Raw genomic sequence first — 12,300 nt, 5'->3', positions numbered from 1 at the left:
GCAGAGGGCGCCATGAACGAGGCCGCTCAGCTCGACGACATCGACTTCGCCCTGCTGGAGTCGCTCGCCGAGCATCCGCAGATCGGCGTGCTCGAGACCTCGCGCCGCATCCACGTCGCCAGGGCGACCGTGCAGGCCCGGCTGCGCAAGCTCGAGGAGGCCGGCGTGATCTCCGGCTACCAGCCGCACATCGACGTGGCGGCCGCCGGCTTCCCGGTGCAGTGCTTCGTCCAGCTGCAGACCGTCCAGGGCGAGCTCGACAAGGTCGCCGAGGAGCTGGCCGCGATCCCCGGTGTGCTCGAGGCGTACGCCACCACCGGAGCCAGCGACGTCCTGTGCCGGGTCGCGGCCCAGTCGCATCAGGGACTGCAGGAGGCGCTGATCCAGATCGGCCGGTCCCGCTTCGTCGCCCGTTCCGCCAGCATCGTCGTGCTCTCGGCGATCATCCCGTTCCGCACCATGCCGCTGCTGCAGACGCTCGACCGGCGCAAGGCCGCCAGGGCGCCGCGCTACCGCTGACCGGTGTGCGACTGCACAATCTGCAGAGCAGGTGGCGGTGCCAGTCACGTGTTGCGCCCGTCAGGAGCCGGTCACGACAGTGCGCGGAGTTGACGTCTGGGGATTGCCGTCACGGGTGTCGTTGTTGTCGTGCAACGAGATCGCTGTCCCGCTCGCTGATGGTCCCCGTGGTGATGTCCGCCAGCGGCCTCCCGCCGGTCACCAGACCGCCAATGCGAAGTCGTGCCGACAGCCCGAGTCGCAGCCGCTGATCGTCCGTCCACTATGGACGCGATGAAGTCATCGGACGTCGGCGGCCAAGATCGGCCGCAAGCTCCCACCGCCGTGTTGCGCGGCGTCATCGTGGTGGTGGGAGTCGCGGCGATCGTTCAGCTGCTCATGAGGTGAACGCGCGGGCGGCGGCGAGGAAGGCGTCGTTCTCGTCGGGCTCGCCGATGGTCACGCGGGCGCCTTCGCCTGCGAACGCGCGGACGATGACCTTGTGCGTCAGGCAGTGCTCGTTGAACGCGGCGGTGCGCTCGCCCAGCGGCAGCCAGACGAAGTTCGCCTGGGTCTCGGGCACCTCGTAGCCCATGGCGAGCAGTTCGCCGCGGACGCGGGTGCGTTCGGCGACGATGGCGCGGCAGCGGACCATCAGCTCGTCCTCGGCGTCCAGCGAGGCCATCGCGGCGACCTGGGCGAGGGCGTTGACGGAGAACGGCACGTAGACCTTGCGCAGCGCCTCGGCGACGGCGGGCGGGGCGACCGCGTAGCCGATCCGCAGGCCCGCCAGGCCGTAGGCCTTGGAGAACGTGCGCAGCACCGCGACGTTGTCGCGGCCGGCGGCCCACTGCTGTTTGGCGAGCTCGACGCCGTCGGGGATGTGCGCGTCGTCGACGAACTCCTTGTAGGCCTCGTCGATCACCACCAGCACGTCGGCGGGCACGCGGGCGATGAACGCCTCGATCTCGTCGGTGCGCAGTGCGGTGCCGGTCGGGTTGTTCGGGTTGCAGACGAACACCATGCGGGTCCGAGGTGTGATCGCCGCGGCCATCGCGTCCAGGTCGTGCACGTGCTCGGACGTCAGCGGCACGCGGATCTGCTTGGCGCCCGCGACATGGACGACGATCGGGTAGGCCTCGAACGACCGCCACGCGAACAGCACCTCGTCGTTCTCGGTGCAGGTCGCCTGGACGAGCTGCTGGCACAGCGTCACCGAGCCGCAGCCCAGGGCGAGGTGGTCGGCGGGGACGCCGAGCTTGTCGGCGAGCCTGCCGGTGAGGTCGGTGCAGCCCGAGTCCGGGTACCTGTTGATGCCCGTGGCCGCCTCGGCGATCGCCTTGACGACGCTGGGCAGCGGCCCGGCGGACACCTCGTTGCTCGCGAGCTTGATGGCGCCCGGGATGGTTCTGCCGGGCACGTAGGCGGGCAGGGACGCCAGGTCAGCACGGGTTCGCACGGTCATGCGCCAAATCCTCCGTCCGGCTCCTGGGAGCCGATCGATCGTTGGGGTTCAGGGTCAGTTCTCGGCGTCTTCGAAGATCAGGAACGTCTTGGTCGACAGCACTCCGGGAATCGTCTGCAGCTGCTCCAGGACGACGCGGCGCAACGCGTTGTTGTCCTCCGCCCTGACGAGCAGCATCACGTCGAACTCGCCGCCCGTCAGTGCCATGTGCCGCACCTCAGGGATCGCCCGCAGCTGGACCTGCAGATCGCGCCAGGTGTTCTGCCGCACCGTCATCGCCACGTAGGCCGACGTGGTCAGCCCGACCTTCAGCGGGTCGACCCGTGCGGTGAAACCGGTGATCACCCCGTCCGCCACGAGACGCTCGAAACGGGCGTAGGCGTTCGCGCGCGAGATCGTCACGCGTTCGGCCAGCGCTCGCCCGGACAAGCGCCCGTCGGACTCCAGTTCGCGCAGGATCCGGCGGTCGATCTCGTCCAGCTCCGTGTCCACGTGTCTCGCTCCTGGGGTCAAAAGTGCGGCACATCGAGCCAATTGGACCTGCTGAATCGTGCACGCAAGTCAATCGTCTCGCACCGCTTCCTGGATCTGGCCGAATGACCGTCAATCTAGGCAATATTCGCGACAACTGTAAAGCCATGTGGAGGTGTGGATTGAGTGCCGGTCAGCTCAAGGCGGCCATCACCCCGGCCCGGTTGCTCGACGAGACCGGCCGGCTGGTCAGGGGAGCGTCGGCGCCCGACCCGGAGGCGCTGGTCGAGGGGTACCGCAAACTCGTGTTCGCTCGCAGGCTGAACGAGCAGTGCGGGGCGCTGGTCCGTCAGGGACGGCTGGCCGTGTACCCGTCCTCGCGGGGGCAGGAGGCCTGTCAGGTCGCGTGTGCGTCGGTGCTCGCGGACGGGGACTGGCTGTTCCCGACCTACCGCGACACGGCCGCGATCGCCGCCCGTGGGGTGGACCCGGTCGAGGTGCTCACTCTGCTGCGCGGTGACTGGCATTGCGGGTACGACCCGAACGAGCACAAGGTCGCGCCCCAGGCCACGCCGCTGGCGACCCAGCTGTTGCACGCGGTCGGCGTCGCTCACGCGGCTCGTCTCAAGGGCGAGGACACGGTGGTCATGGCGCTGTGCGGCGACGGCGCCACCAGCGAAGGCGACTTCCACGAGGCCTGCAACTTCGCCGCGGTCTTCCGCGCCCCGGTGGTGTTCTTCGTGCAGAACAACAAATACGCGATCTCGGTGCCGCTGGCCCGCCAGTCGGTCGCACCCTCCCTCGCGGCCAAGGCGATCGGCTACGGCATGCCCGGCGTGCGCGTTGACGGGAACGACCTGCCGGCGCTGGAAAAGGTGCTCGGTGAGGCCGTCGCACGGGCTCGCGCGGGGGAGGGGCCGACGCTGGTCGAGGCGGACACCTACCGCATCGAGTCCCACACCAATGCCGACGACGCCAGCCGCTACCGCGCCGACGACGAGGTCACCGAGTGGCTTCCTCGTGATCCGCTGCTGCGGGTGCGCACCTACCTGACGGCGGTCGGTGCGCTCGACGACGACCGCGAGCAGCAGATCACCGCCGCCGCGGAGGAGATGGCGGCGGCGGTCCGGGCCGGAGTCGGCGCTGAGACGGTCGCCGATCCCGAGGAACTGTTCACCCACCTCTACTCCACCCCCACTCCGCAGCTCGTGGAACAGCGTGCGGCCCTGCGGGCAGAGCTCGAACTCGAGGAGGCCTGATGAGCGCCCCGAAGATGACCATGGCACAGGCGATCAACGCCGCGCTGCGGGACGCCATCGCCGAGGACGACTCGGTCGTCGTGTTCGGTGAGGACGTGGCCCAACTGGGCGGGGTGTTCCGCGTGACCGACGGTCTCCACCAGGAGTTCGGCGAGGGCAGGGTGTTCGACACGCCGCTGGCCGAGTCCGGAATCGTCGGCATGGCGGTGGGAATGGCCATGAACGGCATGCGCCCGGTCGTCGAGATGCAGTTCGACGCCTTCGCGTACCCCGCGTTCGAGCAGATCGTCAGCCACGTCGCGAAGCTGGGTAACCGCACGCGCGGCAAGGTGCGGCTGCCGATCGTCATCCGCATTCCCTACGCGGGCGGGATCGGTGGCGTGGAGCACCACTGCGACTCGTCCGAGGCCTACTACGCGCACACCCCAGGTTTGACCGTTGTCGCACCGGCCACCAACGCCGACGCCTACGGCCTGCTGCGCGCGGCGATCGCCAGCCCCGACCCCGTGGTCTTCCTGGAGCCCAAGAAGCACTACTTCGCCAAGGAAGAAGTCGACGTGTCGGTGCCCGTGCCGCCGATCGGCCGCGCGGTGGCCCGGCGCCAGGGCAAGGACGCCACGTTGATCGCTTACGGCCCCTCCGTGCCGGTGGCGCTGGCCGCCGCCGAGCAGGCCGCGACCGAAGGCAGGGACCTGGGCGTGATCGACCTGCGCTCCATCGTCCCGTTCGACGACGACACCGTGTGCGCCGAGGTCCGCAAGACCGGCAGGGCCGTCGTGGTCGCAGAAGCACCTGGCTTCGCCTCGGTGGCCTCGGAGATCGCGGCACGGGTCGGGGAGCGCTGCTTCCACCACCTGGAAGCGCCGGTTCGCCGGGTCACCGGGTTCGACGTGCCTTATCCGCCGCCGAAGCTGGAGCACCACTTCCTGCCGGGCGTGGACCGGATCCTCGACGCCGTCGACACGTTGCAGTGGGAGGACGCCGCGTGAGCACCCAGGTGTTCGACCTGCCCGACCTCGGTGAGGGACTGACCGAGGCCGTGCTGATCCGGTGGCTCGTCAAGATCGGTGACCCCGTCGCGGTGGACGAGCCCGTCGCCGAGGTCGAGACGGCCAAGGCGATGGTCGAGGTGCCGTCGCCGTTCGGCGGTGTGATCGCACAGCTGCACGGTGAGGAAGGCGCCACCCTCCAGGTCGGTTCGCCGTTGATCTCGGTCGAAGCGGGGACTTCCGCCGCGGAGTCCTATGTGGAGGAAGAACGTGCCGGTTCGGGCAACGTCCTGATCGGCTACGGAACTTCGGGGGCGGACTCGTCTCGCCGCCGCCGGAGAAGGGCCGTTCCCCGTTCCGCGCCCACGAGGCAGAACCGCAACGGGGAACGGCCCGCCGTGCAGTCGCCGATCGTGCGCAGGCTCGCCCGTGACAAGGGCGTCGACCTGACCACGTTGACCGGCACCGGTCCCGATGGCCTGATCATGCGCCGCGACGTCGAAGCAGCTGCCGCACCCGAGCCTGTCGCCGTGCCGCAGCCTGTCGTGGTCGTGAGCGACGTGGACCAGCGCACCGGCCTGCCGATCCGCACCCGAGTGCCGCTGACGGGCATGCGCAAGGCGGTCACGACGACGCTGACCCGCAGCCGCACCGAGATCCCCGAAGCGACGACCTGGGTGGACGTCGATGCGACGGCACTGCTCGATCTTCGCGCCGAGCTGAAGGAAACCGGTGCGGCACCGGGAATCCTCGCGATGATCGCCCGGTTCGTGGTCGCGGGCCTCGCCCGTTTCCCGGAGCTGAACTCCCGGGTCGACACCGAGCGCGGCGAGATCACCCACCTCGACGGCGTCAACCTCGGCCTCGCCGCGCAGACCGACCGCGGGCTCGTCGTCCCGGCGATCAGGGACGCGCACCGCCTGAGCATGCGCGGACTCGACGCCGAGATCCGCAGGCTCACCGCCGCGGCGCGAGAGGGAACCGCCACTGCGGCCGAGCTGACCTCGGGTTCGTTCACCCTGAACAACTACGGGGTGCTTGGGGTCGACGGCAGCGCCGCGATCATCAACCACCCGGAGGTCGCGATCCTCGGCATGGGCCGGATCCTGCCCCGGCCCTGGGTGGTCGGTGGAGACATCGCGGTGCGGCAGATCGTGCAGCTGTCGCTCGTGTTCGACCACCGCGTCTGCGACGGCGGCACGGCGGGCGGCTTCCTCCGGTTCGTCGCGGACTGCGTGGAGGCGCCGAAGTCGGCGATGGCGGACCTTTAAGCAGGTGGTCGCCTGGCCCAGATGGCGTCTGCAAGTACCACCAACTCAACATCAACAGGCACTTTTCTACGACCAACAGCTTCCGGTCGCCGCAGTTCGGCGGGAGGCGAACAGGTTGGCTGTAGTTGAGGACGATTCGATCAAGAGTTGGTGGTACTTGCAGGACTTTGTTGGCAAATAGGGGACTGCCTGCCGGAGGTCGGGCCGCGCCGGTTTGTCAAGCCCTGATGGACGCGCTCTCATGGTGGTGAACGGTCGAGTTGGTGGTAGTCGACGTGATCTGACAACGATGTCATCGGCGCATTTCTACAACCAACTTGTTGTGAGCGGGGCATGAGAGCGTTTCCCATCGCCCCTCGGATTGATCGTTTGTCAGCGCGCGTTCCAGGCCGAGCCGCAGCAGCTGTTCTTTGCTCTCGATGTGGTGGTAGACCGAGGAACGCGACAACCCCGACGCCTGCGTGAGGTGTTGCAAACTCGTGCCGTCGTGGCCGCATTCGGTGAACACCCGCACGGAGACCTCCAGCAGCCGCTCGAGGTCGTGGGGCCCTGTCGACCTCCCGCGCCGCGGTGCCTGCTCGCTCACCGGCTCACCGTCCCACGGGGTGATCGGCCGGCAGCGAGCAGGCGTTGCCCTATCGCTTGGCGACCAGCGTCAGGACGTCGTAGGTGGCGACCGGGTCGTTGTCCTGGTTCGTCACGACGGCGTCCCACCGCACCTCGCCGTACTCGGCGTTGGTGCGCGGGGTGATCTGCTTGACCGTCAGCTTCACGGCGATCGTGTCGCCGGCCTTCACCGGAGTGAGGAACCGCAGGTGGTCCACACCGAAGTTGGCGAGCACCGGTCCGGGGTTCGGCTCGACGAACAGCCCGGCCGCCAGCGACACCACGAGGTAGCCGTGCGCCACGATGCCGCCGAACAACGGGTTCTCGGCCGCCGCTTCGGGATCGGTGTGCGCGTAGAACGTGTCACCGGTGAACTCGGCGAAGTGGTCGATGTCAGCGAGGGTCACCTGCCTGGTCGCCGACTCGACGGTGTCACCGATCCTCAACTCCGCCAACGACTTGCGGAACGGGTGCACCTCGTCGACCACGCGGCGAGACCCGGTCGTCCAGCGTCCGGTGATCGCGGTCAGCATGTCCGGCGACGCCTGCACCGCGGTGCGCTGCATGTGGTGCAGCACGCCCCGCACACCGCCGAGTTCCTCGCCGCCGCCGGCGCGTCCAGGTCCACCGTGCACCAGCATCGGCAACGGCGACCCGTGGCCGGTCGACTCGGCGGCGTCGTCGCGGTCGAGCACCAGGATCCGGCCGTGCCACGGTGCCACTCCCAGCACCACCTGTCGTGCGACGTCGGCCTCGTGCGTCACGAGCGAGCCGACGAGGCTGCCCTTGCCGCGTGCCGCCAGTTCGGTCGCCTCGGCGGTGGTGCGATAGGTGAGCACGGTGCTGACCGGGCCGAACGGCTCGACGTCGTGCGGCTCGACGGCACCGGCGCGGGCGCGCAGCAGCACGGGGGAGAGGAAGGCGCCACGGTCGGCGTCGGCGTCCACCAGCTGCACGTCGTCCGGATCACCGAACACGATCTCGGCGGAGTTGCGCAGCGACTCGATCGCCTTGCGCACCTCCTGCCGCTGGTCGAGCGACGCCAGCGCGCCCATCCGCACGGTCTCGTCGGCTGGATTGCCCACCGTGACCTTGGCCAGCCGCGCGGAGATCGCGTCCACCACACTGTCCGCAATGGACTCCGGCACGATCGTCCGCCGGATCGCGGTGCACTTCTGGCCGGCCTTCACCGTCATCTCGGTGACGACGCCCTTGACGAACAGGTCGAACTCGGGATCGCCTGCCCGCACGTCGGGCCCGAGGATCGAGCAGTTGAGCGAATCGGCCTCCACACCAAGACGAACGCCGCCGTGCTGCACGTTCGGGTGGCTGCGCAGGATGCCGGCGGTGTGCGCGGATCCGGTGAAGGCAACGGAATCCTGCTCGTCCAGCACGTCGAGCAGGCCGCGCGGGCTGCCGCACAACAACTGCAGCGATCCTTCCGGCAGGATCCCGGACTCGATGATCTGACGCACGACGGCTTCGGCGAGGTAGGCGCCCTGGCTGGCGGGTTTGACGATGCTCGGCAACCCGGCCAGGAACGCCGGCGCGAGCTTCTCGAGCATGCCCCACACGGGGAAGTTGAAGGCGTTGATCTGCACCGCGACACCGGGGCGCGAGGTGTAGAGGTGCTGGCCGAGGAACGTGCCCTCGCGGCCGAGGCGCTCGAGACCGCCGTCCAGCACGACCGTGTCGTTCGGCAGCTCGCGCACTCCCTTGCTTGCGAAGCTGAACAGCGTGCCGACCCCGCCGTCGATGTCGACGAGCGAGTCGCGCTGGGTGGCGCCGGTGCGGAACGACAGCTCGTACAGGCCGCCCTTGTGTGCGCTGAGGTGCTTGGCCAGTTCCTTGATCAGCGCGGCGCGCTCGTGGAACGTCAGCTCGCGGATCGCCGGGCCGCCGACGCGCTTGGCGTGCTCGACCATCGCGCTCAGATCCAAGCCCTGGCTGGACATGCGTGCGACCTCTTCACCGGTCGCCGCGTCGAGCAGTGGTTCACCGTCGGCCTGTGCGCGGAACCATCGGCCCGAGGCGTAACTCTCCAGAAGTGCAGTCACTGTCACAGATTCCTCTCCCTTGCGAAGGCCGTGCTCCGTGTGTCACGGTAATACAGAACGTTCGGTCAGTAAATCGAGAGAGGCGCGATGACCGTCACGGAAACGGAGCTCGCGGGGCACTTCGAGGCGACCGTCGCGCGGGGCGACCGGGTCGAGCCACGAGACTGGATGCCCGAGGCCTACCGCAAAACGCTGATCCGGCAGATCGCGCAGCACGCGCACTCCGAGATCATCGGCATGCAGCCGGAGGGCGACTGGATCTCGCGGGCGCCCTCGTTGCGGCGCAAGGCGATCCTGCTCGCCAAGGTGCAGGACGAGGCGGGGCACGGGCTCTACCTGTACTCCGCGTGCGAGACGCTCGGCACCTCGCGACGCGAGTTGACCGAGAAGCTGTTGAGCGGCAAGCAGAAGTACTCGTCGATCTTCAACTACCCGACGCCGTCCTACGCCGACGTCGGCACGATCGGCTGGCTCGTGGACGGTGCCGCGATCTGCAACCAGGTGCCGTTGTGCCGCACCTCCTTCGGCCCCTACGGCCGGGCGATGATCCGCATCTGCAAGGAGGAGTCGTTCCACCAGCGGCAGGGCTACGAGCTGCTGATGACGATGATGCGTGGCACGGACGAGCAGCGGGCGATGGTGCAGGAGTCCGTCGACCGGTTCTGGTGGCCCGCGTTGATGATGTTCGGTCCACCCGACGACGCCTCGCCGAACACCGAGCAGTCGATGGCCTGGGGCATCAAGCGCAACACCAACGACGAGCTGCGGCAGAAGTTCGTCGACATGACCGTCCCACAGGCCCGTGCGCTCGGGGTGACGCTGCCCGACCCGGAACTGAGGTGGAACTCCGAGCGGCAGGCGCACGACTTCGGCGAGCCGGACTGGCACGAGTTCTGGGCCGTGGTCAAGGGAAACGGGCCGTGCAACGCCGAGCGGCTCGACCGCAGGCGCAGCGCCCACGAGGACGGCGCCTGGGTGCGGGACGCGGCGGTGGCGTTCGCCGAGGAGGGTGCGCGATGAGCGAATGGCCGCTCTACGAGGTGTTCTTGCGCAGCAAGCGCGGCCTCAACCACGTGCACGTCGGATCGCTGCACGCACCCGATGACAGGTTCGCCTTGATGCACGCACGGGACGTCTACACCCGGCGCAACGAAGGCGTGTCCATCTGGGTCGTGCGCGCGTGCGAGATCACCGCGTCCAGCCCCGACGAGAAGGACCCGATGTTCGCGCCGAGCGGGGACAAGGTCTACCGGCACCCCACGTTCTACGACATCCCCGAGCACGTTCCCCACATGTGAGGCCTGATGATCAGCGACGACCTGCTCGGGAACGACGCGCACTGGGCGTTCGGCACCGACTTCGAAGACCCGCTGGCCGGCGTGGACACGACCGTGCCGGACGGTGTCGATCCTGCGGCGCTCGCGCGGTACTGCCTGATGCTCGGCGACGACGCTCTCGTGCTCTCCCAACGGCTTTCGGAGTGGTGCAGTCGTGCCCCGGACCTCGAGGAGGACATCGCGCTCGCGAACGTCGCGCTGGACCTGCTCGGCCAGGCGCGGTTGCTCCTGGCGCGTGCCGCGGCCGCTGACCCGTCCGTGGTGCCGGCGTTGCCGGACGACTCACCGGTGCCCGCGGAGGACGCCCTGGCGTTCTTCCGCTCTCCGGCGGAGTTCCGCAACGTGACGATGGCCGAGCTGCCCAACGGCGACTTCGCCGAGACGATCACTCGGTTGCTGCTGCTGAGTATCTGTCGGCTGGCGGAGTTCGAGTCGATGGTGGCGCACCCGGACGCGGTGCTCGCCGCCGTCGCCGCGAAGGGCCGCAAGGAGCTCGCGTACCACCGCGACTTCGCGGCCCGCTGGTTCGTCACGCTCGCGCGTGGCACCGCCGAGTCCCGCCGGCGGGTGCTCGGTGCCCTCGACGGGCTGTGGGCGTTCTGGCCGGAGCTCGACGCGCCCGCCGACGTTGAAGTCGTGCTGGACCAGGTGTTCGCGGCCGCTGACGTGTCCCGGCCCGAAGTCACACCCGCTCGTGGTCTTGGTCGCGAGTGCGTGCACACCGAGGCGTTGACCGACTTGCTGGCGGAGATGCAGAGCGTCGCCAGGGCACACCCGAAGGGACTGTGGTGACAGTGCTGGAACGTGCCCGTGCCGTGGCCGCCACGGTGGTCGATCCGGAACTGCCGATGCTGACGCTGGCGGACCTCGGTGTGCTGCGCGACGTCGAGGTCTCGGCGCTGGGCGGGGTCGTCGTGTCGATCACGCCCACCTACTCCGGCTGCCCGGCGATGGCGACGATGCGCGACGACCTCGTGCGAACGTTGCGCTCCGAGGGCTTCGCGGACGTCGAGGTCAAGATCGCGCTGCGGCCTGCCTGGACGACCGACTGGATCACGCCCGCGGGGAGGGCGGCCCTCGCCGGCGCCGGCATCTCACCGCCAGGGTCCGCACCGCGGCGCGATGGTCCGGTGCCGCTCTCGCTGGGGCCGGTCAGGCGCGCGAATCGTTGTCCCCGTTGCGATTCCGGGGACGTCGAGCTCACCTCGGAGTTCGGTTCGACCGCGTGCAAGGCCCTGTACCGGTGCCGCGCGTGCCTGGAGCCGTTCGACCACGTGAAGGAGATCTGACATGGCGTTCCACCCGCTGGCCGTGTCCGCGGTCGACCGGGTCACCGACGACGCCGCGGCGATCACCTTCGCCGTGCCGGACGACCTGCGCGAGGTGTTCTCGTTCGCGGCCGGGCAGTCGCTCACGTTGCGCCGGGTCGTGGACGGCGTCGAGCACCGCAGGACCTACTCGATCTGTGCGCCGGTCGGCTCGTCTCCGCGGATCGGCGTGCGGGAGATCCCCGGCGGTCTGTTCTCCAGCTGGCTGGTGCGCGACGTCCGGCCAGGGGACTCCCTGGAGGTGCAGGCGCCGTCCGGCAGCTTCCGCGCCGACCCGGCCGAGGGCGGTCGTCACCTGTGCATAGCGGCGGGCTCGGGCATCACGCCGATGCTCTCGATCGCTTCGACCGTTCTGGGCAACCCGGACGCGCGCGTGACGTTGCTCTACGGCAACCGGACCACCAACACGGTGATGTTCGCGGAAGAGCTGGCCGACCTGAAGAACGCGCACAACACCCGGTTCGACCTCGTGCACGTGTTGTCCCGCGAGCCCCGGGACGTCGAGCTGTTCTCCGGCAGGCTCGACGCCGACCGGATGCGGCAGCTGCTCACCCGGCTCGTGCCCGTCGCGGAGATGGACCACGTGTGGCTGTGCGGGCCGTTCGAGATGCTCACCGAAGCCCGCGAAGTGCTTGCCTCGCTGGGAGTTCCGTCGGAGAAAGTCCACTTCGAGCTCTTCTACGTCGACGAGCCGCCGCCGCGGCTCCGGCACGTCGAGAACGTCGTCGAGGGCGACACCAGCGAGGTCACCGTCGTGCTGGACGGCCGGACGACCGTCACGCCGATGCGCCGCGACCGCACGATCCTCGACTCCGCCCAGCAGGTGCGCGGCGATGTGCCGTTCGCCTGCAAGGGCGGCGTGTGCGGGACGTGCCGGGCGCGGATCCGCGACGGCAAGGCCGACATGGTCCGCAACTACGCGCTCGAACCCGACGAGGTCGCCCGCGACTTCGTGCTGACCTGCCAGACGTTCCCCATCAGCGGCACCGTGACCGTCGACTTCGACGCCTGAGAATCAA

General features: G+C 69.1%; 13 protein-coding genes. 9 read left to right on the top strand and 4 right to left on the bottom strand.

The window, feature by feature from the left end; genetic code table 11:
* The first annotated feature begins 12 nt into the window (after positions 1 to 12).
* Entirely contained in the window at positions 13 to 519 is a 507-nt protein-coding gene (locus JOD27_RS11340) for an Lrp/AsnC family transcriptional regulator (RefSeq protein ID WP_204762145.1), read from the top strand.
* 376 nt (positions 520 to 895) lie between these two features.
* Here JOD27_RS11340 and hisC read toward each other — a convergent pair whose 3' ends face one another.
* Positions 896 to 1,963 carry a histidinol-phosphate transaminase gene (gene hisC / locus JOD27_RS11335; RefSeq protein WP_204762144.1) on the bottom strand — a complete coding sequence of 356 codons (1,068 nt, stop codon included), beginning with the start codon at positions 1,961 to 1,963 and terminating at the stop codon, positions 896 to 898.
* Between the two features lie 54 nt (positions 1,964 to 2,017).
* A complete protein-coding gene (locus JOD27_RS11330) occupies positions 2,018 to 2,455 on the bottom strand; it encodes an Lrp/AsnC family transcriptional regulator (protein WP_204762143.1) in 438 nt (145 codons plus the stop codon).
* Positions 2,456 to 2,616: 161 nt separating this feature from the next.
* On the opposite strand from JOD27_RS11330, the gene pdhA reads away from it, so the two are divergent.
* The 3 genes from pdhA to JOD27_RS11315 are packed head-to-tail and all read left to right on the top strand — an operon-like array spanning position 2,617 to position 5,953.
* Positions 2,617 to 3,693, top strand: a complete 1,077-nt coding sequence (gene pdhA, locus JOD27_RS11325) for a pyruvate dehydrogenase (acetyl-transferring) E1 component subunit alpha (protein ID WP_372441683.1) — start codon at positions 2,617 to 2,619, stop codon at positions 3,691 to 3,693.
* On the top strand, positions 3,693 to 4,682 hold the full coding sequence (locus tag JOD27_RS11320; protein WP_204762141.1) for an alpha-ketoacid dehydrogenase subunit beta: 990 nt from the start codon (positions 3,693 to 3,695) through the stop codon (positions 4,680 to 4,682). The genes pdhA and JOD27_RS11320 overlap by 1 nt, the downstream gene beginning before the upstream one ends.
* Complete coding sequence (locus JOD27_RS11315) at positions 4,679 to 5,953, top strand: dihydrolipoamide acetyltransferase family protein (protein ID WP_204762140.1); 1,275 nt, start codon at positions 4,679 to 4,681, stop codon at positions 5,951 to 5,953. The genes JOD27_RS11320 and JOD27_RS11315 overlap by 4 nt, the downstream gene beginning before the upstream one ends.
* A 292-nt stretch (positions 5,954 to 6,245) precedes the next feature.
* On the opposite strand, the gene JOD27_RS44775 is transcribed toward JOD27_RS11315, so the two are convergent.
* Positions 6,246 to 6,539 carry a TetR/AcrR family transcriptional regulator gene (locus tag JOD27_RS44775; protein WP_204762139.1) on the bottom strand — a complete coding sequence of 98 codons (294 nt, stop codon included), beginning with the start codon at positions 6,537 to 6,539 and terminating at the stop codon, positions 6,246 to 6,248.
* A 49-nt stretch (positions 6,540 to 6,588) separates the two neighbouring features.
* On the bottom strand, positions 6,589 to 8,616 hold the full coding sequence (paaZ, locus tag JOD27_RS11305; protein ID WP_204762138.1) for a phenylacetic acid degradation bifunctional protein PaaZ: 2,028 nt from the start codon (positions 8,614 to 8,616) through the stop codon (positions 6,589 to 6,591).
* An 87-nt stretch (positions 8,617 to 8,703) separates the two neighbouring features.
* Between paaZ and paaA the strand changes: the two genes are divergently transcribed.
* From paaA to paaE, 5 genes are read left to right on the top strand one after another with little or no spacing between them, the layout of a single operon-like run.
* The gene (paaA, locus tag JOD27_RS11300) at positions 8,704 to 9,636 is read left to right on the top strand and encodes a 1,2-phenylacetyl-CoA epoxidase subunit PaaA (RefSeq protein WP_204762137.1); all 933 of its coding nucleotides are present in this window, start codon (positions 8,704 to 8,706) and stop codon (positions 9,634 to 9,636) included.
* Complete coding sequence (paaB, locus tag JOD27_RS11295) at positions 9,633 to 9,914, top strand: 1,2-phenylacetyl-CoA epoxidase subunit PaaB (RefSeq protein ID WP_204762136.1); 282 nt, start codon at positions 9,633 to 9,635, stop codon at positions 9,912 to 9,914. Before paaA ends, paaB begins: the two co-directional genes overlap by 4 nt.
* Positions 9,915 to 9,920: 6 nt before the next feature.
* Positions 9,921 to 10,745: a 1,2-phenylacetyl-CoA epoxidase subunit PaaC gene (gene paaC / locus JOD27_RS11290; protein WP_204762135.1), complete on the top strand. Its 825-nt coding sequence runs from the start codon at positions 9,921 to 9,923 to the stop codon at positions 10,743 to 10,745.
* A gap of 5 nt (positions 10,746 to 10,750) precedes the next feature.
* Positions 10,751 to 11,242: a 1,2-phenylacetyl-CoA epoxidase subunit PaaD gene (gene paaD, locus JOD27_RS11285; RefSeq protein ID WP_204762714.1), complete on the top strand. Its 492-nt coding sequence runs from the start codon at positions 10,751 to 10,753 to the stop codon at positions 11,240 to 11,242.
* Between the two features lies 1 nt (position 11,243).
* The gene (gene paaE, locus JOD27_RS11280) at positions 11,244 to 12,293 is read left to right on the top strand and encodes a 1,2-phenylacetyl-CoA epoxidase subunit PaaE (protein ID WP_204762134.1); all 1,050 of its coding nucleotides are present in this window, start codon (positions 11,244 to 11,246) and stop codon (positions 12,291 to 12,293) included.
* The last annotated feature ends 7 nt before the right edge of the window (positions 12,294 to 12,300 follow it).

Origin of the sequence: Lentzea nigeriaca, from assembly GCF_016907955.1 — a bacterium.
In the GTDB taxonomy this organism is placed as follows: domain Bacteria; phylum Actinomycetota; class Actinomycetes; order Mycobacteriales; family Pseudonocardiaceae; genus Lentzea; species Lentzea nigeriaca.
Note: the sequence above shows the minus strand (reverse complement) of the source record. Positions and strands in the feature narration are given on the sequence as shown.

Excerpts from the sequence above, each read along its gene's own strand:
- JOD27_RS11340 (WP_204762145.1), top strand. The coding sequence starts at position 13 with ATGAACGAGGCCGCTCAGCTCGACGACATCGACTTCGCCCTGCTGGAG.
- paaB (WP_204762136.1), top strand. The coding sequence starts at position 9,633 with ATGAGCGAATGGCCGCTCTACGAGGTGTTCTTGCGCAGCAAGCGCGGC.
- paaC (WP_204762135.1), top strand. The coding sequence starts at position 9,921 with ATGATCAGCGACGACCTGCTCGGGAACGACGCGCACTGGGCGTTCGGC.
- JOD27_RS11320 (WP_204762141.1), top strand. The coding sequence starts at position 3,693 with ATGAGCGCCCCGAAGATGACCATGGCACAGGCGATCAACGCCGCGCTG.
- hisC (WP_204762144.1), bottom strand. The coding sequence starts at position 1,963 with ATGACCGTGCGAACCCGTGCTGACCTGGCGTCCCTGCCCGCCTACGTG.
- paaA (WP_204762137.1), top strand. The coding sequence starts at position 8,704 with ATGACCGTCACGGAAACGGAGCTCGCGGGGCACTTCGAGGCGACCGTC.
- paaE (WP_204762134.1), top strand. The coding sequence starts at position 11,244 with ATGGCGTTCCACCCGCTGGCCGTGTCCGCGGTCGACCGGGTCACCGAC.